Source organism: Hydrophilobacter chitinilyticus, from assembly GCF_049860745.1.
Lineage (GTDB): Bacteria > Pseudomonadota > Gammaproteobacteria > Burkholderiales > Burkholderiaceae_C > Rhodoferax_B.
This window is the reverse complement of sequence record NZ_CP187561.1, coordinates 2,041,645-2,065,541: the sequence shown is the minus strand read 5'-3', so window position 1 is coordinate 2,065,541 and position 23,897 is coordinate 2,041,645. Positions and strand designations below refer to the sequence as shown.

The 23,897-nt window shown below is 61.6% G+C and carries 22 protein-coding genes; 5 read left to right on the top strand and 17 right to left on the bottom strand.

Annotation, left to right across the window (positions count from 1 at the left end; translation table 11 throughout):
* The 13 genes from ACPWMG_RS09300 to ACPWMG_RS09240 all read right to left on the bottom strand — a co-directional run bounded on the left by ACPWMG_RS09300 (nucleotide 1) and on the right by ACPWMG_RS09240 (nucleotide 12,691).
* Complete coding sequence (locus ACPWMG_RS09300; RefSeq protein WP_483304356.1) at nucleotides 1-1,095, bottom strand: ABC transporter permease; 1,095 nt, start codon at nucleotides 1,093-1,095, stop codon at nucleotides 1-3.
* Between the two features lie 86 nt (nucleotides 1,096-1,181).
* The gene (locus ACPWMG_RS09295) at nucleotides 1,182-2,300 is read right to left on the bottom strand and encodes a BMP family ABC transporter substrate-binding protein (protein ID WP_483304355.1); all 1,119 of its coding nucleotides are present in this window, start codon (nucleotides 2,298-2,300) and stop codon (nucleotides 1,182-1,184) included.
* A gap of 207 nt (nucleotides 2,301-2,507) precedes the next feature.
* Nucleotides 2,508-2,903, bottom strand: coding sequence for an oxalurate catabolism protein HpxZ (hpxZ, locus tag ACPWMG_RS09290; protein ID WP_483304354.1), 396 nt, complete (start codon nucleotides 2,901-2,903; stop codon nucleotides 2,508-2,510).
* Nucleotides 2,904-2,943: 40 nt separating this feature from the next.
* Nucleotides 2,944-4,413, bottom strand: coding sequence for an AtzE family amidohydrolase (locus tag ACPWMG_RS09285; protein WP_483305214.1), 1,470 nt, complete (start codon nucleotides 4,411-4,413; stop codon nucleotides 2,944-2,946).
* Nucleotides 4,413-4,643: a DUF4089 domain-containing protein gene (locus tag ACPWMG_RS09280; protein WP_483304353.1), complete on the bottom strand. Its 231-nt coding sequence runs from the start codon at nucleotides 4,641-4,643 to the stop codon at nucleotides 4,413-4,415. Before ACPWMG_RS09280 ends, ACPWMG_RS09285 begins: the two co-directional genes overlap by 1 nt.
* Entirely contained in the window at nucleotides 4,640-5,461 is an 822-nt protein-coding gene (locus ACPWMG_RS09275) for an ABC transporter ATP-binding protein (protein WP_483304352.1), read from the bottom strand. Before ACPWMG_RS09275 ends, ACPWMG_RS09280 begins: the two co-directional genes overlap by 4 nt.
* The gene (locus tag ACPWMG_RS09270) at nucleotides 5,458-6,297 is read right to left on the bottom strand and encodes an ABC transporter permease (RefSeq protein WP_483304351.1); all 840 of its coding nucleotides are present in this window, start codon (nucleotides 6,295-6,297) and stop codon (nucleotides 5,458-5,460) included. The genes ACPWMG_RS09275 and ACPWMG_RS09270 overlap by 4 nt, the downstream gene beginning before the upstream one ends.
* A gap of 3 nt (nucleotides 6,298-6,300) precedes the next feature.
* A complete protein-coding gene (locus ACPWMG_RS09265) occupies nucleotides 6,301-7,323 on the bottom strand; it encodes an ABC transporter substrate-binding protein (protein WP_483304350.1) in 1,023 nt (340 codons plus the stop codon).
* Nucleotides 7,324-7,395: 72 nt separating this feature from the next.
* Nucleotides 7,396-9,048 (bottom strand): allophanate hydrolase, encoded by a 1,653-nt coding sequence (atzF, locus tag ACPWMG_RS09260; RefSeq protein WP_483304349.1) that lies wholly within the window; start codon nucleotides 9,046-9,048, stop codon nucleotides 7,396-7,398.
* Nucleotides 9,049-9,332: 284 nt separating this feature from the next.
* The gene (locus ACPWMG_RS09255; RefSeq protein ID WP_483304348.1) at nucleotides 9,333-9,515 is read right to left on the bottom strand and encodes a zinc-ribbon domain-containing protein; all 183 of its coding nucleotides are present in this window, start codon (nucleotides 9,513-9,515) and stop codon (nucleotides 9,333-9,335) included.
* 70 nt (nucleotides 9,516-9,585) lie between these two features.
* Complete coding sequence (locus tag ACPWMG_RS09250; RefSeq protein ID WP_483304347.1) at nucleotides 9,586-11,085, bottom strand: tripartite tricarboxylate transporter permease; 1,500 nt, start codon at nucleotides 11,083-11,085, stop codon at nucleotides 9,586-9,588.
* Complete coding sequence (locus tag ACPWMG_RS09245; protein WP_483304346.1) at nucleotides 11,085-11,600, bottom strand: tripartite tricarboxylate transporter TctB family protein; 516 nt, start codon at nucleotides 11,598-11,600, stop codon at nucleotides 11,085-11,087. Before ACPWMG_RS09245 ends, ACPWMG_RS09250 begins: the two co-directional genes overlap by 1 nt.
* 131 nt (nucleotides 11,601-11,731) lie before the next feature.
* The gene (locus ACPWMG_RS09240) at nucleotides 11,732-12,691 is read right to left on the bottom strand and encodes a Bug family tripartite tricarboxylate transporter substrate binding protein (RefSeq protein WP_483304345.1); all 960 of its coding nucleotides are present in this window, start codon (nucleotides 12,689-12,691) and stop codon (nucleotides 11,732-11,734) included.
* Nucleotides 12,692-12,816: 125 nt separating this feature from the next.
* On the opposite strand from ACPWMG_RS09240, the gene ACPWMG_RS09235 reads away from it, so the two are divergent.
* The 4 genes from ACPWMG_RS09235 (at nucleotide 12,817) to ACPWMG_RS09220 (ending at nucleotide 17,452) form a co-directional block, all read left to right on the top strand.
* On the top strand, nucleotides 12,817-13,512 hold the full coding sequence (locus ACPWMG_RS09235; protein ID WP_483304344.1) for a response regulator: 696 nt from the start codon (nucleotides 12,817-12,819) through the stop codon (nucleotides 13,510-13,512).
* Nucleotides 13,509-14,951, top strand: a complete 1,443-nt coding sequence (locus tag ACPWMG_RS09230; protein ID WP_483304343.1) for a sensor histidine kinase — start codon at nucleotides 13,509-13,511, stop codon at nucleotides 14,949-14,951. The genes ACPWMG_RS09235 and ACPWMG_RS09230 overlap by 4 nt, the downstream gene beginning before the upstream one ends.
* A complete protein-coding gene (locus tag ACPWMG_RS09225) occupies nucleotides 14,951-15,364 on the top strand; it encodes an RNA-binding S4 domain-containing protein (RefSeq protein WP_483304342.1) in 414 nt (137 codons plus the stop codon). Before ACPWMG_RS09230 ends, ACPWMG_RS09225 begins: the two co-directional genes overlap by 1 nt.
* A gap of 126 nt (nucleotides 15,365-15,490) precedes the next feature.
* Nucleotides 15,491-17,452, top strand: a complete 1,962-nt coding sequence (locus ACPWMG_RS09220; protein WP_483304341.1) for an acyltransferase family protein — start codon at nucleotides 15,491-15,493, stop codon at nucleotides 17,450-17,452.
* 29 nt (nucleotides 17,453-17,481) lie between these two features.
* On the opposite strand, the gene ACPWMG_RS09215 is transcribed toward ACPWMG_RS09220, so the two are convergent.
* On the bottom strand, nucleotides 17,482-19,200 hold the full coding sequence (locus tag ACPWMG_RS09215; RefSeq protein ID WP_483304340.1) for a sensor domain-containing diguanylate cyclase: 1,719 nt from the start codon (nucleotides 19,198-19,200) through the stop codon (nucleotides 17,482-17,484).
* 375 nt (nucleotides 19,201-19,575) lie between these two features.
* On the opposite strand from ACPWMG_RS09215, the gene ACPWMG_RS09210 reads away from it, so the two are divergent.
* Entirely contained in the window at nucleotides 19,576-20,583 is a 1,008-nt protein-coding gene (locus tag ACPWMG_RS09210) for an LLM class flavin-dependent oxidoreductase (protein WP_483304339.1), read from the top strand.
* Between the two features lie 95 nt (nucleotides 20,584-20,678).
* On the opposite strand, the gene ACPWMG_RS09205 is transcribed toward ACPWMG_RS09210, so the two are convergent.
* From ACPWMG_RS09205 to ACPWMG_RS09195, 3 genes are all read right to left on the bottom strand, one after another.
* Nucleotides 20,679-21,659, bottom strand: a complete 981-nt coding sequence (locus ACPWMG_RS09205) for a branched-chain amino acid ABC transporter permease (RefSeq protein WP_483304338.1) — start codon at nucleotides 21,657-21,659, stop codon at nucleotides 20,679-20,681.
* Between the two features lie 10 nt (nucleotides 21,660-21,669).
* Nucleotides 21,670-22,545 (bottom strand): branched-chain amino acid ABC transporter permease, encoded by an 876-nt coding sequence (locus tag ACPWMG_RS09200; protein WP_483304337.1) that lies wholly within the window; start codon nucleotides 22,543-22,545, stop codon nucleotides 21,670-21,672.
* A gap of 93 nt (nucleotides 22,546-22,638) precedes the next feature.
* On the bottom strand, nucleotides 22,639-23,835 hold the full coding sequence (locus ACPWMG_RS09195; RefSeq protein WP_483304336.1) for an ABC transporter substrate-binding protein: 1,197 nt from the start codon (nucleotides 23,833-23,835) through the stop codon (nucleotides 22,639-22,641).
* Between the last annotated feature and the right edge of the window lie 62 nt (nucleotides 23,836-23,897).

Below are 23,897 nucleotides of genomic sequence, written 5' to 3'. Positions count from 1 at the left end.
TCATGGCATGGGCCCCCATTGCAAAGGATCAATCGAAGGTTCTGGCCCGCGCAGGCGGCGCAGCTTTTCAAACATGGGTTTCAGATCCACATGGCGCAGCACTTCGCTGGCCAGAATCAACACAAACGCAATGCCTTGCAGCACCAGCACCGAGGCGTCGGGCAAGCCCAAACGGCGTTGCAGCAAACTGCCCGCGGCACCAAACCCGCCAAACAGAATCGCCACCGGAATGATGGCCAACGGGTTATGCCGCGCCATGAACGACACCAGAATGCCCGCGTAGCCGTAACCCGCAATCAGCGAAGCGTTGGCGGAGGTGTGCACCGCCGCCACTTCCACCGCACCCGCCACACCCGCGCAAGCGCCGCCCAGGCCGGCACCGGCCACCACCAGCGTGGATGCGGGCAAACCCATGAGTTGCGCGGTGCGCGTGTTGCCGCCCACCACTCGGATGGAAAAACCAGAGGGCGTCCAGCGCAGCCAGGCCCAAAAGCCGATGCAGGCGACGGCGCCGATCACCAGGCCCCAATGCACGTCCGAGCCGCCAATGCCGCCGATCAGCAGACCATCTTTTAGCGTGGGGGTAGACGGTTTGTTCAGGCTTGCCGGGTCGCGCAGCGGCCCTTCCACCAAATGTTTGAACAGGCCAATCGCCACGTAGGCCAAGAGCAAGCTGCTGATGGTCTCGTTGATACCGCGCGCCTGGCGCAGCCAGCCGGCCAAAGCGATCCACGCACCGCCCGCCAGCGCACCGGCGACACACAGCAGCACGGTGCCCAACATGTTGTTCGGCAAGGTGATGGCCATGGGCAAAGCCGCGCAGGCCAGGCCGCCGAGCACCATGGCGCCTTCGCCACCGATGATGGTCAAACCCGCGCGCGCCGGAATGGCGACGCACAGGGCGGTGAGCATCAAGGGTGCCGCACGCTGCAGCGTGTTCTGCCAAGAGAACCAACTGCCGAACGCGCCTTGGAACAACACCGACCACACATCCAGCGGGTTGACCCCGGCAAACGACACCAGCCCACCAAACAACAGCAGCGCCAGCGCGATGGCGCCGACCGGCAGGCCAATATCTACGAGGAGCTTGTGCATGGCAAACCCTATTAATGACTGATAAGACGCACTAGCAATTCATCGGCCAGGGCGCGCCCGGCCAATGCATTCACTTCATCACAACCTCAAGCCGAGCCCAACACACCTTCCACCAGGTAGTTCATCTTTTCCAACTCGAGGTCGGTTTGCTTGAACACTTTGCCGGCCGGGATGACGACGTTGCCCTTGTTGTCTTTGAGCGGGCCTTTGAAGATGTCGAACGTGCCGGCAATCATCTTGGCCTTGATGTCGTCGGCGTTTTTCTTGGCCGCGTCGGTCACGGCGGGGCCGTAGGGCGACATCTTCACAAAACCTTCTTTCAGGCCACCGCGCAAGAAGTTGGGGTGTGGCTTGCCGGCTTGCGCCGCGTCGATGATGGTTTTGTAGGCCGTGAGCCAGTTCCACTCGGCGCCCGTGAGGTAGGCCTGGGGCGCCAGTTTGGCCTGGCTGGCGTGGTAGCCGCACACCATCTTGCCGCGCTTGGCGGCGGTTTCCACAATCACCTTCGGGCCGTCGACGTGCATGGTGAACACGTCGCAGCCTTGGTCGGCCAGGCTGTTGGTGGCTTCGGCTTCTTTCACCGCCATTGACCAGTCGCCGGTGAAGATCACACTGCAGGTGATGCCCGGCTTGACCGAGCGCGCGCCCATCAAAAACGCGTTGATGTTGCGCAGCACTTGCGGAATGGGTTTGGCCGCCACAAAGGCGATTTTGCCGCTTTTGCTCATGTGGCCAGCGATCACGCCGTTGATGTATTGGCATTCGTCGATGTAGCCGAAGAAGCTGCCCACGTTTTTCGGGTGTTTGCCTTCCGTCCACATGCCGCCGCAATGCGAGAACCGCACGTCGGTGTATTTGGGCGCCAGCGCAAGGATGTGCGGATCGAAGTAGCCGAAGGATGTGGGGAACAGCAGCTTGGCGCCGTCTTGCGCAATCATGCCGGTCATGGTTTTTTGCACGGCGGCGGTCTCGGGCACGTTCTCTTCTTCCACCACCTTGATGCCGGGCATCTTCTTGATTTCGGCCGCTGCCTGGGCGTGCGCCTGGTTGTAGCCGTAGTCGTCGCGCGGGCCGACGTAGATCACACCCACCGTCAGCGGTGTTTGGGCTTGGGCCAAGCTGCCCCACCCGGCCAAACTGCCCACGGCGCTGACCGCAGCCAAAGATTTAAGGGACTCGCGACGGTTGATCTTTTGTTCGGCCATGGTGCTTCTCCGTTCAGACAGTTAATGCAGTTAAGACAGTTACGAAAAGTGATTCAGCAGTGATTCGAAATGGTGCGGATTCTGGGTTTTTTCAGAATTCCATCTTGGATACATGAATGAATGCAAATGTCGTGCCTACCGCCGCTGCAGATTTCAATCTGATTAGCTGCGGGGTTAACGGCGTGGTCTGGGTTGCGAGAAACGGCGTCAGCTCATCAGGCTGACATGGGCCGACACCACCTTCCAGCCCTCGGGCAAACGCAGCCAGGTTTGGCTTTGGCGCCCGACTTTGGCCGAGCCTTCGCGCTGGAACTCGATGTTGGTGGTGGCGAAGTCGCGCCCATAAGTGGTGATGGCGGTCTTCAAAACGGTGCGCGCCAAACCCTGCGCCGGGCGCGCCTTGCGAAACGCCTGGATGGCGTCAAAGCCGTAAAGGTTTTCACCTGCGCCGTAGCGCAGCGTGTGCGGGCTGTTCCAAAACAGTGCGTCCAGCACCTCCACCTCGTTGTGCACCAACGCGTGTTCGTATTGAGCGAACACGGCGGTGACTTCGGCCAGGACTTCTGGCAGGTTGATGGCGTGGTCAGGGGAAGGTGTCGTCATGTCTCTTACGTTTCTATTGATATCAAAAATGAGAGCAGCCTCAGCTTGCCACTGGTGCGCTAACCACACCTTGGGCTTCCAAGAACGCGGCCACGCGCAAAGCCAGGTCTTCACGCCACGGCGCCGCGATCACCTGCACGCCAATCGGCAGCGAGGGGTGCGCATCCCACACCGGCACGGCGCACACCGGCAGGCCAATGGCCGAAAACGGTTGCGTCAGCAAACCCATGCTGGGGCGTAGCGGCACGCGTTTGGCATTGGCACCTTGGCCCAAGCTCAGGGTTTCGGTGCCGATGGGCGTGGCGGCGCACGGCGTGGCGGGGGCCAGCAAGATGTCGAAGTGCTCAAACGTGCGCGCCACGGCTTGGGCGTACACGCGGCGCACGCGTTGGGCGCGCGCCACCCAGGCCGCAGGCAACAAAGCGCCGGCCAGAAAGCGGTCGCGCGACAGCGGCTCGAAGTCGGCCGCGCGCCTGCGCAAGTCCGGCAAATGCAGCGAGCCGCCTTCGGCGTTGGTGATCAAGAAAGCCGCCGCACGGCCGGCTTCCACCAGCGGCAGCTCCAGGGTTTCGGTGGCGCTCAAAGCATCGGCCACGCGTTGCAGCGCGGTCAGCGCTTCGGCTTTGGCGTTGTCTTGAAAATAGCCGCCCAATATGCCGATGCGCAGGCTGCGCACCCCAAAGCCGAGTTGCGCGGTCACAGGTTCCGCCACGCGCTGCGCACAGCCCGGATCCCATAACGCACCGGGGCCACCGGCACCAGCTTCGGGGCCTTGCATGGCGTCGTAGCTCAGTGCCAAGTCGCGCACCGAGCGCGCCAGGGGGCCGAGGTGGTCCAGGCTGGAGATGAAGGGGTAGCTACCGGTGCGCGGCAAGCGGCCGAAAGTCGGCTTCAGGCCGAACACGCCGCACAGCGACGCGGGCACACGGATGGAGCCATTGGTGTCAGACCCCAGCGTGAAAGGCACCTGCCCTGCGGCCACTGCCCCGCCCGATCCACCGGAAGATCCGCCCGCAATACGGCTCGGATCGTGCGGGTTGCGCACCGGGCCTTCGTGGCTGTTCTCGGTGGTGAAGCCGTAGGCGTATTCGTCCATGTTGAGCGCGCCCACCAGCACGGCGCCGGCCGCTTCGAGGCGTTGCACCAGCACAGCATCGGCTTGCGCGGGTGCGGCGTCGCGCTCGATCTTCGAGCCCGCGCGTGTGCGCAAGCCGTCGATGTCGAACAGGTTCTTCACGGCGAACGGCACGCCGAGCAGAGGCAGATCACACACGCCGTCGGCATCGCCAGAGGCCAATTGGGCGTCAATTGCGTCGGCGCGTGCCAAGGCGCGGTCTTGCACCAGGTCGGTGAAGGCGTTGACTTGTTCATCGGTCACCGCGATGCGCGCCAGGCTGGCTTGCACCAGGGCGCGGGCGGTTGTGCGGCCCTCGCGCACAGCGTCGGCCATGGCGGCGCCGTCGGCCAGCAGCAGTTCATCGGCAGAAGTGGTGACGTCGGTGTTTTGCATCATGCGTCCACCCCACGCGCACTTCCGGGCATCGGTTCTATCGGAGAAAAATGCACGGCAGATTCATCGTGCGGTGCCAGGTCTACGGCTTCGGTCAGTGCGGCCATGCCGGCGGCGAGCGCAAAGAACTGCAGCACGCCGGGGCGGTGTTCGGGGGCCAGTGGCAAGTCGAGCGCGGCAGCGGTCGCGTCCACATAGGCTTCGATCTGCGCGGGGGTTAAAACGGTCATCTGCGTACCTCTCTCTGGAAGATCTCCAGGCTGCGTTTTTTGGCGTGGATGAAGCTGGGTTCAGACAACGTGGCCACGGTGCGCGGGCGCGCATCGGTGTAAGGCAAGATCTCTGCCACACGTGTCGGGCGCTTGGTCAGCAGCAGCACCTCGTCGGCCAGGTACACGGCTTCTTCCAGGTCGTGCGACACCAGCAGCATTGTCGTGCCCGTCTGCATGAATACTTCTTGCAGCTTCTCGCGGATGAACAAGGTCATCTCGAAATCGAGGGCGGAGAAAGGTTCGTCCAGGAACAGCACCTCGGGCTTGGGCGCCAGCGCACGCATGATGGACGCGGTTTGCTGCTGCCCGCCCGACAACTCGTAGGGGAAGCGGCGCAGGTCAAACTTCACGTCGAACGAGGCCACCAGTTCTTCCATGCGCCGGTCGACCTCGGCCTTGCTGCGCCCTTCCAGCTTCAGCGGATAGGCGATGTTGTCGATGGTGCGCATCCACGGGAACATGGCCTCGCGGTAGTTCTGGAACACGTAGCCGATCTTCGTGTCTTTGAGGCTTTTGCCATCGAACAAAATCTCGCCTGCGTCGATGGGAATCAGCCCGGCAATCATGTTGATCAGCGTGCTTTTGCCGCAGCCGTTGGGGCCGAACACCGAGACGATTTTGTTCTTCGGAATGTCGAGATCAAAGTTCTCGTACAGCGGCCAACCGGCGAAGTATTTGGTCAGGCCACGGATGGTGATGTGGGTGCCGGCCGGGCCGGGTTGAAATGCCGCCTTGGGCACATCGGCAAACACGGGGCCATTGAGGACTGCACTCATCTTCCACTCCAATGCACGATTTTGCGTTCACCCACCAAGAACAAAATATTGAGCGCATAGCCCAGCGCACCCGCCGACAAGATCGACGCGTACATGTCTTTCACGTTCATCACCTGCTGCGCGTTGATGATGCGGTGGCCCAGGCCACTGTCGGAGCCGATGAACATCTCGGCCACGATCACAATCACCAGCGCCATCGACACGGCCGAGCGCAGGCCCACAAAGCTGGGTTGCAGGCTTTCCCAGATCAACACGTCGCGGAAGATTTGCCAGCGTGATGCGCCCATGACCTTGGCCGCCATCACGCGTTGTTTGCGTGCGTTGATCACACCGTAGGCGCTGTTGAAGATCACGATGAGCACGGCACCGAAAGCGGCGATGGCCACCTTGTTGATGTCCGACACACCAAAGATCATCAGGAACAAGGGGATGAGAGCAGACGAAGGTGTGGAGCGAAAAAAGTCGATCAGAAACTCCACGCTGCGGTAAGCGCGTTCGTTGCTGCCGAGCACCACGCCCAAAGGCACGCCCACCACAGCGGCGATCAAGAACGCCTGCAGCGTGCGCCACACCGTCACCGCAAAGTCGGTGAGCAAAGGGCCACCGGCCAGGCCGGTGATCAGCGTGGCCAAGGTGTCGGCCGGTGTGGGCAGCAGCAAGGCTTTGATGAAGCCCAAGCGCACCACCAAGTCCCACACGATGAACAGCACGATGGGGCCGATCACCGGGAGTGCACGGCTCCATAGCGGTGTTTTGGGCGGTGCACTTTGCGCCGCCGGTGTGGCCGGTGGCGACCAAGGCTTGCCGGCCACGGCCTGGGTAGTGGCGTCCGACATGGTTTACCCCTTGTAGAGCATCGAGTCGACCATCAAGCGCGACGAGAAGATGCCCTTCTCGGCAAACAGGTCGAAGAACTTCTGGAAGTGCGCCACATCGGCGGGCGTGAACTCGTTGTACATGGTGTAGGCCGCCAGCGGTACTTCGCCGGTGAGCGGGCCTTCGATGGCGGTGTAGCCCTTCAAGAACTGGCGCGCCTCGGCGGGCTTGCTGCGCACGTAGGCCACGCCTTTGCCGTAAGCGGCAATGAATTTCTTCGCCTCGGCCGGGTTCTTCTTGATGAAGGCGCCGGTGAGCGAGGCCGAGCCACCGAACCACGGCGCCATGGCGTCGCCCAGAATGTATTTGGCGATCACACCCGCTTCGAGCACACGTGTGGTGCCGTTCAGGCGGCCGATGGTGCCCGTGGGCTCCAGCGTGTAGCAACCGTCCACCTGGCCTGCGGCCAACGAAGCCACGTGTTGCGCAATCGGCAGTTCGACGACGGTGGCACCGGTGGCACCGCCGCGCTCCAGCACGGTTTTGGCGAGCGTGACGTTTTGAATGCCGGGGCCCGAGGCGACGCGTTTACCTTTCAGGTCGGCAATCGTCTTGGCAGTGCTGGCGGTAGGCACCAGCACCTGGTCGAGCACGTTCTTCACATTGCTGGGGTTGGAGCAAAAGATCTTGAACGAGCCGGGCGCGGCAATTTCACCGATGGCAATGTTGGCCGAGCCCGTGCCGTTGGCGCTGCCGTCGCAACGCTCAGACAACATGGCTTCCATGATCTGCTGCGCACCGGCGTGGCGCTGCACTTCTACATCCAGCCCAGCTTCTTTGAAGTAACCCAGTTCCACGGCGGCGTAGAACGGCAAGCCTGCCGCGATGGGCCAGTACCCCACACGGATCTTCGGGCCGGCTTGGGCACGCACCAAGGCGGGCATGCCCAGCGCGCCGGTCGCGGCTACAGCGGCCACACTTTTGAGCACCGAGCGGCGCTTGGCACCAACGGGGTTGAGTGGCTGGGTGGGGTGAGCGAACGTCATGACTTCTCCTAGGCTTGAAATCGGATACGGAAATGGAATGAAAGTGAAACCTGTAGCGCGTTCTGCGGGGGATTAATTGACGGTGCTGTCTGCCGCCGCCGCAGCCACCGCCGCGATGTAGGCGCGCCAGCCACCAAAGCTGGACACATCGCGCGCCTCGTTTAAATCCAGCGGCTCGCAGATGAAACCTTGCACCGTGCTGCCGTCGATCAAACGCAAAGTGCCGATGCCCAGCGGCGCTGGAATCAGCGCCACAAACGAACCAAAGGCCGTGGCCGGCATCTGCCAGATCTCAATGGCAATGTTGTGCCCAAGGCCCGTGACCACACGCAACAAACCCGGCTTGGGTGGTGTGGTGTTGGGTAGCGCAAACAGCCTGTAGTCGCGTGCCGTTTCAGTGGCCCGCACCAGCGTGGCACCGCGCTCGGTGAGTTGTTTGTTCAGCGGCATGCCTGAAAGATGCGCGCCCACCACGGCAACTTGAATCAAGCCGTCGGTGACGTCAGGTACCAGGCCGGCAATCTCGCCCGGGGCGGGCAACGGCTCGCCTGTCGCGCCCTGGGTCAAGCCCGTGGCGTGGTGGTAGCGCTGGCCCAGGTCAGCCAACTGCCAGTCGCTGCCGCAAGGGCCGATCAGCGTGATGCCAAACGGCAAGCCATCGGGTCGGATGGCGCTCGGTACCGAGAGCGCTGCGTAGTCCAGCAGATTGACGAAGTTGGTGTACTCGCCCAGGTTGCGGTTGAGCGTGACAGGGTCGGCCCGCATCTGTTCAATGGTGTAGTGCGTAGGCGCGGTGGGCACCAGCAGCAGGTCGATGTCGGCCCACATGGCGGCCGCGTGTTGGCCCAAGGCACGCAGTTGGATTTGCGCATCGCACAGGTCGGCCGCGCTGTACTGGCGGCCCTTGGCGACGATGCTGCGCACGGGCTCGACCAGTTCGTCAGCATGGCCGTCAAAGAAGTTGCGGATGGCGGCGTAACGCTCGGCCACCAGTGCGCTTTCATAAAGCAACTGCGCGGCTTGCGCCAGCGGCTCGAAGTCCACCGGCACCACGCTGCCGCCCATGGCTTGCAGCCGGGCCACGGCGTCGGCAAAGGCGGCTTCGGCCAGCGCATCGCCATAAAACGCCAAGGTCTTGGGTACGCCAATGCGAAAGGCCGCAGGCAAGGGTTTGGAGGCCATGGGCAAGCGGCGCGAATACGGGTCTTCGGCGTCATAACCCATGGCGCTGGCCAGCACCTTGGCGGCCACGTCCACGGTGCGCGCAAAGATCGAGACACAGTCCACACTCTGCGCCGCCGGCAACACGCCGCGCGTGCTGACCAAGCCCTTGGAGGGCTTCAAGCCGACGATGTTGTTCAGCCCCGCCGGTACGCGACCCGAGCCCGCCGTGTCGGTGCCGAGTGCGAAGTCCACCTCGCCCGTGGCCACCACATAGGCCGAGCCGGAACTGGAGCCGCCCGACACATAGGCCGGGTTGAAAGCATTCGGCACGGCACCATAAGGCGAGCGCGTGCCGTTCAGCCCGCAGGCAAATTGGTCGAGATTGGTTTTGCCACACACCGCCGCACCGGCATCCAGCAGCTTTTGCACCACGATGGCGTGCGCGTGCGGCTCGTAGGCGAATGCGGGGCAGGCGGCTGTCGTGGGCAAGCCAGCCACGTCAATATTGTCTTTGGCGGCGAAACGCAGGCCAGCAAGCGGTAAGGCGCTCGCGCTCGCCAAGTTCAGAGCCGTGATCGGCTTTGGCGTACGGGAGATCCATGCATTTTCAGCGACGGCCTCGCCGCAAGGTTCAGGAGCAGGTCGAGCGGACAGATTGTTTTGCACCACGATAAAGCATCCAAACTTGAATACAAGATGAGATGCAAGCACCGTGCCAGCCGAAAGCGGGTGAGTTTCCTGGTGAACCGAAAAGCCAAAGCCGCACATGGTGCGGCTTTTTAGGGCAGAGATGGCTTAAAAAGTGAAAGGAGTAAGCGCTGAGCTTGGCCGTGCGCCTGGCCCGCCTAAAGCTTGTCCCACCGCGACCGTGGCACCACCGGTGCGCCACAGTGTGGGCAGCGACGCCTGTCGAGGCTGGCCTCTTTGCCACAGTGATGGCATATCTCTTTGCGCTCGTTTTCCCCGGGGCGACCAAACAAGCGGCTCAACAATGCAAGAAACCCCGCGCGAGGTTTTTCAGTTGCCATTTTTCGCTCCTCCAAAGCAAAAAGCCGAGCACACTTTCGCGCGCTCGGCTTTGTGGGGCCAAAAGACCTGCTAACCAGCCACGGCGCGTCGCGCGGCCAGCGTCTTCAATACCCGTGGCAGCACCAGCACCACCAACACCACCACGATCAGCGTGAGCGACATCGGACGCTCCAGGAACACGCTCCACTTGCCTTCGCCGATCGACAGTGCGTTACGCATTTGCGCCTCGGCCAACGGGCCCAGAATCATGCCGACCACCACCGGTGCCGTCGGAAAGTCGTAGCGGCGCATCACCACACCCAACAGACCAAAGGCGTACAACAGCACCAGGTCAAAGGCACTTTGGCGCATGCCATAAACACCCAGCGTCGAGAAGATCAAGATGCCAGCGTAGAGATACGACTTTGGAATCGTCAACATCTTCACCCACAAGCCGATCAACGGCAAGTTCAGCACCAGCAGCATCACGTTGCCGATGTACAGCGAGGCAATCAGCGCCCAAACCAACGCGCCATTGGTGTCAAACAACTGCGGGCCTGGCTGGATGCCGTAGTTTTGAAACGCGCCCAGCAAAATGGCCGTGGTGTTGGAGGTGGGAATGCCCAGCGTCAACAGCGGAATCAGCGTGGCGGTGATGGCCGCGTTGTTGGCAGCCTCGGGGCCGGCCACACCTTCAATGGCGCCGGTGGTGCCAAACTCTTCCTTGTGCTTGGAGAGTTTTTTCTCGGTGGCGTAGCTCAAAAAGGTGGGGATCTCACTGCCGCCCGCCGGCACGGTGCCAAACGGAAAGCCGATGAACGTGGCGCGCAGCCAGGCGGGCCATGAGCGCTTCCACTCTTCTCGCGTCATGTGCACCTTGCTCATGGCGTTGCGCGTTTCCTTCACCTTGCCTTCGTACATCACGTTGTACAAAGCCTCGGCCACGGCAAACAGGCCCACCGCAATCAGCACCACGTCGATGCCGTCCATCAACTCGGGCACACCCAGCGTGTAGCGTGCTTGGGCGGTAATCTGGTCAATACCAATCAAGCCCAAAGCCAGACCGACGAACAACGCGGTCAAACCACGCAACGTGCTCTTGCCCAGCACCGCACTCACCGTGGTGAAGGCCAGCACCATCAGCATGAAGTATTCGGGCGGCCCAAGCTTCACGGCGAAGTTGGCCAAAACCGGCGCAAAGAATGTGACCAGCACCGTGGCGATAGTGCCCGCCACAAACGAGCCGATGGCGGAGGTGGCCAACGCAGCACCCGCGCGACCGCTCTTGGCCATCTTGTTGCCTTCCAGCGCGGTCACCATCGACCCCGCCTCACCCGGCGTGTTCAGCAGGATCGACGTGGTGGAGCCACCGTACATGGCGCCGTAGTAAATACCGGCAAAGAAGATCAGCGAGGCCGTGGCCTCGACCTTGGTGGTGATGGGCAGCAACATGGCCACCGCCACCGCCGGGCCGATGCCGGGCAACACCCCCACGGCCGTGCCGATGGCGCAGCCAATAAACGCCCACATCAAATTGATGGGGGTGGCCGCCGTGGCAAAGCCTTGAAGAAGCAGATTCAGCGTATCCATCACAACCATCCCGTCGAGGTAATGCCGGGCAAGTTAATGTCGAGCAACTTCGTAAACAACCAAAACACCGGTGCCGCAATCGCAAAGCCGATCGCCGCGTCTTTGACCAGCGCGCCCAGGCTCAAGTCCAGGCTCCCCTCGGAGTTCTTGAAACCGCGCACCGCCAGCACAAAACACAAGGTGCAACTCAAAATGAAACCCAGAACCGTGATCAGCGCTGCGTTCAGCAACAGGCCGACCGACAGCCACACAAAACCAGCCCAGTTGGCACGCTCGTCACCCGAGCCCTCTTCCAGTTCGCGATAACCACCGGTCAGGGCTTCGCGGATCAGCAGCACGCCGCACAGCAGCAACGCGCCCGCCACGACCCAGGGCAAAAAGTTGGGGCCGACGCCGGCGTAACCAGCTTCGGAAGAAATATCGATCGCGCCAACGCCCAGCGCCAGCGCCACCAGCACCACGCCGGCACCCACGCCGATCTGGAGCCCTTTGGAGTTAGAAGAATGTAGGGTCATGGGGCTACTCTAGAAAATCAGAGCCGAAAAATTCGAAAGAAACTTCAAGGGCCAGCCATTGCAGCCGGCCCTTTACGCCACGCACACCGCGCAGCCCGTGGAGGCCGCGGGTATTGTGTTCACCCGTCAGGTCAGATCATTCCCGACTTGACCATCGTGGCGCGCAGGCTGGCGAACTCGTTATCCACAAAGTGACCGAACTCGTCGCCGGCCATCCAGGCTGGCGTCCAGCCGTTCTTGTCCATGGCTTCCAGCCAGCTCTTGTGGCGCGTGGCCTTGAGCAAACCGTCAATCAGCGCCTTGCGTTGTTCGGCCGAAATGCCAGGGCCGCCATACACGCCGCGCCAGTTGCCGATCTCAACGTTGATGCCCTGCTCTTTCAGCGTGGGCACGTCGATACCCTTGACGCGGGCGCCCGAGGTCACGCCAATCGGGCGCATCTTGCCGGTGGTGATGTATTCGGCAAACTCGCTGTAGCCGCTGCCGCCCACCGTCACGTTGCCGCCCAAGATGGCCGCCGTGGCTTCACCGCCGCCACGGAACGCGACGTAGTTGATCTTGGCTGGATCCACACCCACTTCGCGCGCGATCATCGCCGCGGCAATGTGCTCGGTAGAGCCGCGCGAACCGCCGCCCCACTTCACGCTGCCAGGGTCTTTCTTGAGTTGCTCGACCACGTCTTTCATGGTTTTGAAAGGCGAGTTGGCCGGCAACACAAACACGTTGTATTCGCTGGTCAGGCGCGCCAGCGGCGTGCCTTGCGACAGGTTCACCGGTGGCTTGCCGGTGATGATGCCGCCCACCATCACGGAGCCCATGACCATCAGCGCATTCGGGTCGCCCTTGCTGCCGTTAATGAACTGCGACAAACCCAGCGCGCCAGCAGCGCCGCCCTTGTTGTCGTAGACCACGGTGTCAGCCACCTTGGCATCGATGAGCGATTTGCCCAGTGCACGGCCCGTGCTGTCCCAGCCGCCACCTGGGTTGGCGGGGATCATCATCTTCACGGTACCGGACGCACGGGCGCTCATTGGCACGCTGCCCACCGCTGCCAGTGCCAGCAGCGACTTCATGAATTCATCACGACGCATAGTTGTCTCCTTGTAGGTTTACAAACGCAGTGGATCATGCCGATGCTTCCTGTCAATTGGCTGTCGAAAAATACTAGGGAAAATGCTTAGAACCTCGGCCATCTCTGCGCTCTAATCCGACCACCATGAAGCTATTACTCGTTGAAGACGACCCCGACATGTCCGCCACTTTGCAACGCGCATTGAGCCGCAGCGGCATGCAGGTGCAGACCTGTGCCGATGGCGCAGTGGCCGTGCAAGCCTGGCTGAACTACGGCCCCGACGTGGTGATGCTCGACCTGTCGCTGCCCAACGTGGACGGCCTGCAGGTGCTCGAAGCTGCACGCAAACAAGGCCAGCGCACGCCAGTGCTGATCCTCACCGCACGCGGCACCGTCGGCGACCGGGTGCTGGGCCTGAACGCCGGCGCCGACGACTACCTGCCCAAGCCCTTCGACCTGGAAGAACTGGAAGCCCGCCTGCGCGCCTTGGTGCGCCGCAGCAATACCCAGCAAGCCGAGATCGACGAGAACGACTCCGCACACAAGGTGGTGCGCCTGGGCGACTTACGCTACGAGCGTGCCAGCGGCGCCATCTACCACCTCGACCACGCCATGGAATTCACGCCGCGCGAGTTGGCGCTGATGCAGGCGCTGATGGTCAAGCCCGGCCACGCGGTGAGCAAAGAGCGATTGTTTGAATTGGTGTTTCCTGGCGAACAGGACGTGCAGTACGAAGCCATTGAAGTGGTGGTCTACCGCCTGCGCAAAAAGCTGCAGCGCACCGGCACCGCGTTGATGACATTGCGTGGCCTCGGATATCTGCTAAAAGCCCAGGAATGAAGTTGTTCAGTCTGCGCTCGATGTCGTTGCGGCGGTACCTGCTGCTCGGCATCTTGCTCCCCGTCGTGTTGTTTGTGGTGGTCAACACCTTCAGCTCGTACAACCAGGCGTTGAAGGCTGTGAACATTGCCTACGACCGCACCTTGCTGGCCTCGGCCAAGTCGATTGGCGAACAGTTGGAAGTCAAGGGTTTTGATGCCGACGCGCGCCTGCGCGCCACCGTGCCCTACGCCGCGCTCGAAGCGTTTGAGGCCGACAACCAAAGCCGCATTTACTACCGCGTGTCGACGCAAAAAGGCGAGATGGTGTCAGGCTTTTCGGAGCTTGAGTTCTGGCGCGGCCAGATTCCCGTGAACCCACCCTACGCTGCCTTGGTGAGCTTCTACGACGACACCTTCCGCGATGAGCCGGTGCGTGCCGCCGTGCTGCTACAACCCGTGGCGGGCACCGAGGGGCGCGGTATCGCTGTCGTACAGGTGGCCGAGACATTGGCGCTGCGTCATAAGCTCGCCCGCGAAATTCTGATCAGCACGCTCTGGCGCCAAGCCGCGCTGGTGGCAGTGATTGCGTTTGTGGTGGTGGCCGTGGTGCAGCGCGCCACCCTGCCCGTGCGCCGCCTGAGCGCACAACTGCAAGCCCGCGCCGAAGGTGACCTCACGCCGCTGAACAGCCAGGAAACCCCGCGCGAACTGCAGCCCATGGTGATTGCAACCAACGACGTGATGGAGCGGCTGCAGCATTTGCTGAACCACCAAAAACGCTTTGTGCGCGACACCGCCCACCAGTTGCGCACGCCGCTGGCTGTGCTGAAAACCCAGGTGCAATCTGCGCTGCGGCACGACATCGAGCCGCTCACCGCACTGCGCGAGATCAGCGGCACGGTAGACCGCGCCACCGCGCTGGCCAACCAGATGTTGTCACTGGCCAAGGTGGAGCAACTGCGCCAGCAGGCCGACACACCACTGACCGAATGGGCCGATGTGGTCCGCGCGGTGGCGCTCGACCTGTCGCCCCTGGTGGCCGACAAAGACCTCGACTTCGAACTGGAAACCGCCAACGCCGCGCTGCGCGCGCACGACTGGATGCTGCGCGAGTTGACACGCAACCTGCTGCACAACGCGATCAAACACAGCCCGCCTGGCGGCCGACTGCGCGTGAGCCTGTCGCGCTTTGCCGATGGTGCCTCGCTGCTGGTGCAGGACGACGGCCCCGGTGTATCTGCAGACTTGGCCAAGCGCTTGTTTCAGCCTTTTTCGCCCGGCGATGCACGCACTGGCTCTGGCCTGGGCCTGGCCATTTGTTTTGAGATTGTGCAAGCCTTGGGCGGCACGATCCAGTTGAAGAATCGCGACGATCAAAGCCAGAAAAACCACACTGAAATCCACGTTAGCGGCCTGGACGCTGGCGTCTGGCTACCAATCCATCAGAATGAAGGTTAATGGAAAAAATTCGACTCGATAAATGGCTCTGGGCCGCTCGGTTCTACAAGACCCGCACGCTGGCCACCGAAGAGATCAACAAGGGCCGCGTGCAGATTGGCGAGCTTGACGTGAAGCCGGCCCGCGAGGTACGTCTGGGTGAACACATCACCATGCGCCAAGGTCCCGTCGTACGCACAGTGGTGGTGCGCGGCATCAGCGGCTCTCGTGGCCCCGCACCAGTCGCCCAGGCCCTGTACGAAGAAACTGCTGAAAGCCAGCAAGCCCGTGCCACCGCAGCCGAACAACGCCGCTTGGCACCCGAGCCCGCGTTGAGCATCGACCACGGCCGCCCCACCAAGCGCCACCGGCGCGATCTGGATCAAGCCAGCGACCCGTGGGGACAACGCTGGAGCGCGTCCATCAAACACTGAAGTCGTGGTCCGGTCGCTGGTGTGAACGCGACCGGTTTTGGTGCATTTCGACCTCGAATGAAATGTTGGCTTGTAAATCGGAAGGTTACCGACTAATAAGCTTGCATGCGATTTCGGGAGGACGCAATGACAAGCGAAGCCACCACTATGTCTGGATTCAGGCTGGACATCAATGGTCTACGTGCGTGGGCCGTCTTGGCCGTCGTCTTGTTTCACTTCGGCGTACCTGGGTTCAGCGGCGGCTATGTGGGGGTCGATGTCTTCTTCGTCATCTCCGGTTTGTTGATGACAGGCATCGTGACGACAGGCTTGGAACGCGGTCGCTTTTCGGTCTTCAGTTTCTACATGGCCCGCGCTCGTCGCATCGTGCCCGCGCTGTTGGTGCTATGCGCGGTGTTGCTTGTGCTGGGATGGAAGCTGCTACTGCCCACTGACTATCGTCTGCTCGCCACCCACGGCGCTGCCAGCCTGGCTTTTATTTCCAACATCGTTTACTGGAAAGAAACCGGTTACTTCGACTCCCATTCCCACGACAAATGGCTGCTGCACACCTGGTCGCTGGCGGTGGAGTGGCAGTTCTATCTGGTGCTTCCGTTGGCGTTGATGTGGGTTTGGAAATGGCGGCCTGGGCGTCGCTCGCTGGGCTGGACGGTGGCCATTGGCCTCGCATTGTCCTACGCGCTATGCGCGCTCCTCACTCCTTTCAAATCCCAGGCGGCGTTCTTTCTGCTGCCGACCCGTGCCTGGGAAATGCTGGCCGGCGGTGGCGTATTTCTACTCGCTAACCGATGGCCGCGGACCGCTCGCCAAAGCCGCGCATTGGAGCTTTGCGGCCTGGGCTTGATTGTGGGTGCGATCTTTTTTTTGAATGGCCAAACGCCATGGCCGGGCTGGCGGGCCATTGTTCCAACTTTGGGTGCCGCCCTGGTTTTGCTGGCAGCCAGAAATAGCTCCGCCTGGACTGGCAATGCATTCGCCCAATGGGTGGGTACCCGGTCTTATTCCATTTACTTGTGGCACTGGCCGCTCACCGTGGCCTTGCGTTACGCAGACCTTCAGCAGGACGTTCCTGCCATCGCGGTAGGCCTGACCCTGACCTTCTTGCTGGGCCATCTTTCCTACATCTGGGTGGAAACCCCAGCGCGCAGGGGCCTTGAAAAAGTGCACCTTCGCAAAGGAGCCACTGTACTGGCAAGCACCAGCCTGGCGGTTTTTGCTGCGGGTGCAGCCATCTATGCCACCCACGGCGTGACGGGGAGGTTCACGCCGGAGATGGAGCGCTTCAGCCAATCCACCTTTGATCGCAACCCGCGCCGCACAGAATGCCATTCCAGCGTCGGGCGCAGTTCGCCATCGTGTCAATATGGTCAAGGGCCAGTGCGTGCCATCGTGCTTGGCGACAGCCATGCAGACGCCATGATCACCGGCATAGCGGCCGCAGTTTCCCCTACACGACCCGGGTCCGTCATACAGTGGTCTTATAGCGCGTGCCCGATTGTGCAAGGGGCACACCAGGTTTTGGGCGAGCCCACAAACGAGTGCGAGGCCTTTGTCGATTGGGCCATGCAAAAACTGGCGACGATGCCGAGTGACATCCCGCTAGTGGTCATCAACCGCCATGGTTCCTACTTGCGCGGCAACTTCACTGAAGGACAGTTCAACATTCCCTGGGTTTATTTCTCTCAACGCTACACAGTCTCGGAGCCCGCCTACTTGCAGGAGTATGCGCAGCATCTCACGGAAACGATATGCAAGCTCCGAGAACACCACGCCGTATACCTGGTGCGTCCGCTGCCCGAGATGAATAAGGACGTACCCAAGACCGCGCGTTCGATGTTATGGGGCCCACGCCAAGACGCCACCATGACGCTCGCCGCATACAAGGAACGCAACGACGTAGTACTGGCCGCCCAAGACGCGGCGCGTGACCGCTGCGGAGCGAAGATTCTCGACCCCCTCCCCTATCTCTGTGAAGAAGGGCTCTGCCGAGGCTCAAAAGCCGGGCGCGCACTTTTTTACGACGACAACCACCTCAGCGAATCTGGCAACAAATTGCTCACGGCAATGTTTGCGCAAGTATTCAACTAGGGCGTGGGCATTCAGCAAATGCGCTGAATCTACGCCGCAGTGCCTGCCGGGCCATCCGCCAATCCGCTCTCAGCAAGCTCCGGTGACCACGCCACCGCCCGGTTGCGCCCCGTGCGTTTGGCGCTGTAGAGGGCTTCGTCGGCTTGCTGCAGCAGGTCCACCTCGCCCGGCACACCCGGCAGCAAGGTGGTGACGCCTACGCTGATGGTGACCGGCCCCACCACAGGCAAAGGCTGTTCGGCCATGGCATCGACCAGCATTTGCGCAACGTGCAGCGCGTTGGCGGCGTCGGTATTGGGCAGGATGGCGGCAAACTCTTCACCACCATACCGTGCGACCACATCGGTGGAGCGCAGCCGCTCGCGCAGCAAGCGTGACAGGTGACGGATCACGTCGTCTCCCACAGCATGGCCATGGGTGTCGTTCACACGTTTGAAGTGGTCAATGTCCACCATCAAGGCACTGATGGGGTGGCCGGCGCGCAGGGCAAAGGCCAGTCCTTGTTTCCACTGCGGCTCAAAGCCACGGCGGTTCAGCAGTCCGGTCAACGGATCGGTGCTCGCCAAGTTGGCCAGTTCACGGGTCGCGGCCTCCAACTCGCGTGTGCGCTCGCGTACCAATTTTTCAGTCTGCTCGTTCACGTGTTGCAGCCGCTCGGTCATGCTCTGCAACGAGGAAGACAACCTGTGCACGTCTGAGCTGCTGTGCAGCACCGGGATCTGCGCGCCGGGGTGCCCATGCGTAACCTCATAGGCAGCCGAACTGATCACCGACAGGTGTTCACTCAAGCGCCCTGCCGCCAACCAGGCCAACCCGGCCGCCACAAAACACCCCATCACGGCCAGGCCAAACACAATCAAGGCAGCGTCACGCACCTCGGCAAAGGCCATCTTCACCGGGATGCTGGTGACCACATACCAGCCCAAGTCGCTGACAGCACTACGCGCCGGCAGGCGCACCACGGCCGTCAAATATTCCTGGCCATCTTTCCAAGGCACCACGGCCGCCACGATGTCACCCTTCAGCCGGATTTGCTTGCCCGACTTGAGGTCGGGCAGACGCTGCCCTTCCGACGCATAACGCTCGGTTTGGCCGTCAGGGGCGTAAATGATGTTGCCTTCGCGGTCAAACAGAAAGGCTTCCAACCCAAGCTCCTTGGCATTCGGCGGAAGCAACGCCTCAATCACCTGCCGCGCCCAATCCCAAGAGCCATGCGCCGTCAATACGCCGATCTTGCGCCCTTCCACATGCACGGGTGCCGCAAAGTCGACGAAGCGGATCGGCTCTCCGGTCGCCAGCGGCGGCAGCAGGGCGGCCAGCAATTTGGCCGGGTGCACGTCACCCACATAAGTCCCCTTGGCGCCGCCCGGGAACCACGGCCGAGCCGCCACATCCTGCCCCACCAACAAGCCGCCCGTGGCCGAGCGCACAATGCCATCCATGCTGGCCACACCGATCCATTTGTGGTCAGGCGTCGACACTTGGCTCAGTTCCAGAATGCGGCGTACATCGCCGCTGTCAAGGCCGTTGCTCCACATGATCTCGGTATTGGCCAACAGCTCGATCTGGCGGCTGCGCTCGTGCAAGCCGTCACTGAACACCCGTGCTGCGTTACCCGCCACGATCTGTAGCGACGTGGCCGCCGAGCGCTCGATGCGCGGCACCAGCAAACTCAGCCAGGCCAGGGACAGCACCGAGGTCACTCCCACCAAGACCACGGTGAAGACCCAGGCCATCTGTAGCTTCAAGGGCCACTTGGAAAACCGTTTGAGAATCATTTTTTGTCGAGGATCAACGTTTTTGCTCCATCCGAGCCGCAGCCACGGCCCTTGGACACGCTTGCCCAAAGGGCGGGGCACTTCGCAGTGCCGACCACATTTACCCAAGCCATGCCGCCTCAGGCACATTGCTACGGCTGGCGGCAGGGACTTTGCCAAGGGCGATGCGCAAGCAGCACCGCACAGACTTAGCATGGACCATATCGACGGCATTATGGCGCCGAACAGCGCTCTTGAATGCGCCGAAAAACGACTCACATACGGTGGTATTCCCGAGGCAGCATTTGCCCGTTTCGCGCCTTTAGCCCCGCTCCGTTAGAACCTACAAGTCAGTTGGCCCACACCATGATTCCTTTCTCCGTTCTCGACCTGTCGCCCATCGTCGAAGGGGGCTCCGCCGCCCAATCGTTCCGCAACACCCTGAGCCTGGCACAGCGCGCCGAAGCCCTGGGCTATCAGCGTTACTGGTTGGCCGAACACCACGGCATGCCGGGCATTGCCAGCGCCGCCACGGCGGTGGTGATTGGCCACGTGGCCGCAGGCACCAAGAGCATTCGGGTGGGCGCTGGCGGCATCATGCTGCCCAACCATTCGCCCATGGTGATTGCCGAGCAATTTGGCACCCTCGCTTCATTGTTCCCAGGCCGTATCGACCTGGGACTCGGCCGCGCCCCCGGCTCGGACCAGGCTACCGCCCGCGCGCTGCGCCGGGATTTGATGTCCGACTCTGACCAATTCCCGCAAGACGTGCTGGAGCTGATGGGCTACTTCGACCCGGTCAGCCCCGGTCAAACGATACGCGCGGTGCCAGCCGCAGGCTTGCAGGTGCCGTTCTGGATTTTGGGCTCGAGCCTGTTTGGCGCCCAATTGGCGGCCGAGTTTGGCCTGCCCTACGCGTTTGCGTCGCACTTTGCACCCGCACAAATGATGTCGGCGGTGGAGATTTACCGCGCACGTTTCAAGCCGTCCAAACAGCTCGCGAAGCCTTACGTGATGCTGGGCTTTAACGTGTTTGCGGCCGACACCGATGAAGAAGCCAAGCTGCTCGCCACCTCACAGCAACAAGCCTTTGTGAACCTGCGCAGCGGCCGCCCCAGCATGTTGCAGCCACCAGTGCCTGGTTATCTGGAAATGCTGCCACCGCAAGCCAGCGCCATGCTGGACCAAGCGCTGTCGTGCTCTGCCATCGGCGGACGCGACACGGTGCGCAAAGCACTGAGTGACTTCATCAGCCGCACCGGCGCCGATGAGCTGATGTTGACCTCGCAAATCTATGACCACCAAGCGCGCTTGCATTCGTACGAGATTGCCGCCGAAGTGCGTGAAAGCATTCAGCCGGTGGTCAAAATTTAAGAGTTTTCGGCCGCCAAGGCGCTATGCAAGAGCGAGAGGAGCTACTGTTTTTGCAGTAGCGCACTCAAAGTTCCGCCTTCGCAAGCAAGCGTGGTTCAGCGGCTGCGCAAACGGCCCATCCAGGCAATGGTCTCGCCCATGATGCCGCGGCGGAAAGCCAATACACACAGCACAAAAATGAGCCCGGTGACGATGGTGACCGACTCGCCCAGTGTGTTGAACCAGTCGACCGAGGTGAGGCGTGCCAGCAGGTTGCCCAGCTCACCCACTTTGTTGTCCACCAGCACCACCACGGCCGAACCCACGAGCGGACCGGACAAGGTGCCCAAGCCACCCACCAGCGTCATCAGAATGACGTGGCCCGATGCGCTCCAGTGCACATCGCTCAGCGTGGCGAAACCCAGCACAAGCGTTTTAAGTGAACCAGCCAAACCCGAGAGTGCGGCCGAGATCACGAACGCCATGAGCTTGAAGCGGTTCACGTCATACCCTAGCGAAATGGCGCGCGGCTCGTTCTCTTTGATGCCCTTGAGCACCTGGCCAAACGGTGAGTGGATGGTGCGTGCAATCAACAGAAACGCGGCCACCACAATCGCCAGCGTGACGTAATACATGGTGAGGTCGTTGCCCAGGCTGATCACACCAAACAGCGCGCCGCGCGGCACACCTTGCAGGCCGTCTTCACCATGCGTGAAGGGTGCTTGCAGAGCCACAAAGTACATCATCTGCGCCAGCGCCAAAGTGATCATGGCGAAGTAAATGCCTTGGCGACGAATGGCCAGCCAGCCGAACACCAAGCCCAGCAATGCGCCGATCAAAGCGCCTGCCAACAAACCCAGTTCTGGCGTGAAGCCCCAGGCTTTGGTGACGTAACCCGTGACGTAAGCCGCACCGCCGAAAAACGCGGCGTGTCCGAAAGACAGCAGACCGGTGTAGCCCAGAAGCAAATTGAACGCCGAGGCAAACAGTGCGAAGCACAACAGCTTCATCATGAACACCGGATAGAACCCAATGAAGGGCGCGACCAGCAACCCGAGCAACAGCAGGCCGTAAAAAATGGTGGACGATTTTTTCATTCCGCGCGCTTCACTTTTCATTGCCAAACAGTCCGGCGGGCCGAATCAGCAGCACCACCACCATGATCAAAAACACCACGGTGGATGACGCCTCGGGATAGAACACTTTGGTGAGCCCCTCGATCACGCCCAGTCCCAGGCCGGTGATGATGGCACCCATGATCGAGCCCATGCCGCCAATCACCACGACAGCAAACACCACGATGATGAGGTTCTGCCCCATGAGTGGCGACACCTGAATCACCGGCGCGGCGAGCACACCGGCAAAGGCGGCCAACGCCACGCCGAAGCCATAGGTCAGCGTGACCATCAAGGGCACGTTCACACCGAAGGCCTCCACCAGCCGCGGGTTCTCGGTGCCCGCACGCAGGTAAGCACCCAAGCGCGTTTTCTCAATGCCGTACCAGGTGGCCAAACACACCACCAACGAGGCCACGACCACCCAAGCACGGTAGTTGGGCAAGAACATGAAGCCCAGGTTGGTGCCGCCGCTCAACGCTTCTGGTGCGCTGTACGACAGGCCGGACACGCCATAGGCCGAGCGAAAGCCGCCCTCGATCAACAGCGTGAGACCCAGCGTCAGCAGCAGGCCGTAGAGGTGGTCGAGCTTGTAGATGCGCCGCAGCAACAGGCGTTCGATGACGATGCCAAAAGCTCCCACGATGATGGGGGCGGCGATCAGCATCACCCAGTAGTTGATGCCGAGGTAGGTCATGGCCATCCACGACCCCACGGCGCCCATCATGAACAACGCGCCGTGGGCGAAGTTGATCACGTTGAGCAAGCCAAAAATCACCGCCAAGCCGAGGCTCAGAATGGCGTAGAACGAGCCGTTGACGAGGCCCAGCAGAAGCTGGCTCAACAGGGCGGGCATGGAGATGGTCATTTGGACTAATCGTCTACCGGGCTAGATCAAAAGGAGATTTAGAAAAGCACCCCGACCAGCGGGGCGCCTTTCTGCCACATCACACCGGGCGCATCACTTCCAGAGCGCGCACTTGCTTTCTTCTTTGGTGGTGTAGACCTGGTCGCCGGGGATCTTCTTGATGATCTTCAGCAGATCCCATGGACCTTTGGATTCGGCTGGCGTCTTGGCTTCGGCCAGCAGCATGTCGTGCACGAAACGGCCATCGGGACGGATCACACCCTTGCCGTAAAAGTCGTCGATGGGCGTCTTCTTGAGCTGTTCCATCACCTTGTCGGCATCGGTGGTCTTGGCAGCTTCCACTGCCTTCAGGTAGGCCATGGTGGCCGAATAGTCGGCGGCCTGAATGTCGGTGGGCTTGCTCTTGGTTTTGGCTTCATAACGCGCCGCCCATTTGCGCGAAGCATCGTCCGCATCCCAGTACCAGCTGGTGGTGTGCAGCAGGCCTTGGGTGGCTTGCAGACCCAGACTCTTCACATCGGTCAAGAACACCAGCAGGCCGGCCAACTTCATGGTCTTGTCGATACCGAATTCCTTGGCCGCCTTGATGGAGTTGACGGTGTCACCACCTGCGTTCGCCAGGCCCAGCACTTGCGCTTTGGAGTTCTGCGCCTGCAACAAGAACGAAGAGAAGTCAGATGCGTTGAGCGGTGCACGCACTGCGCCCACCACCGTGCCGCCCTTGGCTTTCACCACCTTGGTGGTGTCGGCTTCCAGCGCATGACCGAAGGCGTAGTCGGCGGTCAAGAAGAACCAGCTTTTGCCACCGGTGTCGACCACCGCCGCACCTGTTCCCTTGGCCAACGCCACGGTGTCGTAAGCGTAGTGCACGATGTACGGGCTGCACTGCTCGTTGGTCAACGCAGAAGTCGCTGCACCATTGGTGAAGAACACGCGCTTCTTCTCACTGGCCACCTTGGCCGTGGCCAGCGCCACGCCCGAGTTGCTGCCGCCGAAGACCATGGTCACGCCGGCGGTGTCGATCCATTCACGTGCTTTGGAGGCGCCGATGTCGGCCTTGTTTTGGTGGTCGGCGGTGAGCAACTCGATCGGCTTGCCCAGCGCTTTGCCGCCAAAGTCTTCAATGGCCATTTGAATCGCCGTGGCGCCGCCCTTGCCTTCCAGGTCGGCGTAGAGGCCCGACATGTCCGTGACGAAGCCGATCTTCACCGCGTCTTGCGCGTGGGCCGTGGCGGACATGAGGCCGGCCGCAGCCAGCAATGCGGCGAGTACCGTGGTTTTGTGCGTCATGAATGTCTCCTTCTAGTGCTTGGTGAGTGGGTGAACTGACGAAAAAACTAAAACGCTCTTAA

Bases quoted from the DNA above. Each gene is read 5' to 3' on its own strand.
- ACPWMG_RS09300 (WP_483304356.1), bottom strand. From the start codon at position 1,095: ATGCACAAGCTCCTCGTAGATATTGGCCTGCCGGTCGGCGCCATCGCG.
- ACPWMG_RS09295 (WP_483304355.1), bottom strand. From the start codon at position 2,300: ATGGCCGAACAAAAGATCAACCGTCGCGAGTCCCTTAAATCTTTGGCT.
- hpxZ (WP_483304354.1), bottom strand. From the start codon at position 2,903: ATGACGACACCTTCCCCTGACCACGCCATCAACCTGCCAGAAGTCCTG.
- ACPWMG_RS09285 (WP_483305214.1), bottom strand. From the start codon at position 4,413: ATGCAAAACACCGACGTCACCACTTCTGCCGATGAACTGCTGCTGGCC.
- ACPWMG_RS09280 (WP_483304353.1), bottom strand. From the start codon at position 4,643: ATGACCGTTTTAACCCCCGCGCAGATCGAAGCCTATGTGGACGCGACC.
- ACPWMG_RS09275 (WP_483304352.1), bottom strand. From the start codon at position 5,461: ATGAGTGCAGTCCTCAATGGCCCCGTGTTTGCCGATGTGCCCAAGGCG.
- ACPWMG_RS09270 (WP_483304351.1), bottom strand. From the start codon at position 6,297: ATGTCGGACGCCACTACCCAGGCCGTGGCCGGCAAGCCTTGGTCGCCA.
- ACPWMG_RS09265 (WP_483304350.1), bottom strand. From the start codon at position 7,323: ATGACGTTCGCTCACCCCACCCAGCCACTCAACCCCGTTGGTGCCAAG.
- ACPWMG_RS09255 (WP_483304348.1), bottom strand. From the start codon at position 9,515: ATGGCAACTGAAAAACCTCGCGCGGGGTTTCTTGCATTGTTGAGCCGC.
- ACPWMG_RS09250 (WP_483304347.1), bottom strand. From the start codon at position 11,085: ATGGATACGCTGAATCTGCTTCTTCAAGGCTTTGCCACGGCGGCCACC.
- ACPWMG_RS09245 (WP_483304346.1), bottom strand. From the start codon at position 11,600: ATGACCCTACATTCTTCTAACTCCAAAGGGCTCCAGATCGGCGTGGGT.
- ACPWMG_RS09240 (WP_483304345.1), bottom strand. From the start codon at position 12,691: ATGCGTCGTGATGAATTCATGAAGTCGCTGCTGGCACTGGCAGCGGTG.
- ACPWMG_RS09235 (WP_483304344.1), top strand. From the start codon at position 12,817: ATGAAGCTATTACTCGTTGAAGACGACCCCGACATGTCCGCCACTTTG.
- ACPWMG_RS09230 (WP_483304343.1), top strand. From the start codon at position 13,509: ATGAAGTTGTTCAGTCTGCGCTCGATGTCGTTGCGGCGGTACCTGCTG.
- ACPWMG_RS09225 (WP_483304342.1), top strand. From the start codon at position 14,951: ATGGAAAAAATTCGACTCGATAAATGGCTCTGGGCCGCTCGGTTCTAC.
- ACPWMG_RS09220 (WP_483304341.1), top strand. From the start codon at position 15,491: ATGACAAGCGAAGCCACCACTATGTCTGGATTCAGGCTGGACATCAAT.
- ACPWMG_RS09210 (WP_483304339.1), top strand. From the start codon at position 19,576: ATGATTCCTTTCTCCGTTCTCGACCTGTCGCCCATCGTCGAAGGGGGC.
- ACPWMG_RS09205 (WP_483304338.1), bottom strand. From the start codon at position 21,659: ATGAAAAAATCGTCCACCATTTTTTACGGCCTGCTGTTGCTCGGGTTG.
- ACPWMG_RS09200 (WP_483304337.1), bottom strand. From the start codon at position 22,545: ATGACCATCTCCATGCCCGCCCTGTTGAGCCAGCTTCTGCTGGGCCTC.
- ACPWMG_RS09195 (WP_483304336.1), bottom strand. From the start codon at position 23,835: ATGACGCACAAAACCACGGTACTCGCCGCATTGCTGGCTGCGGCCGGC.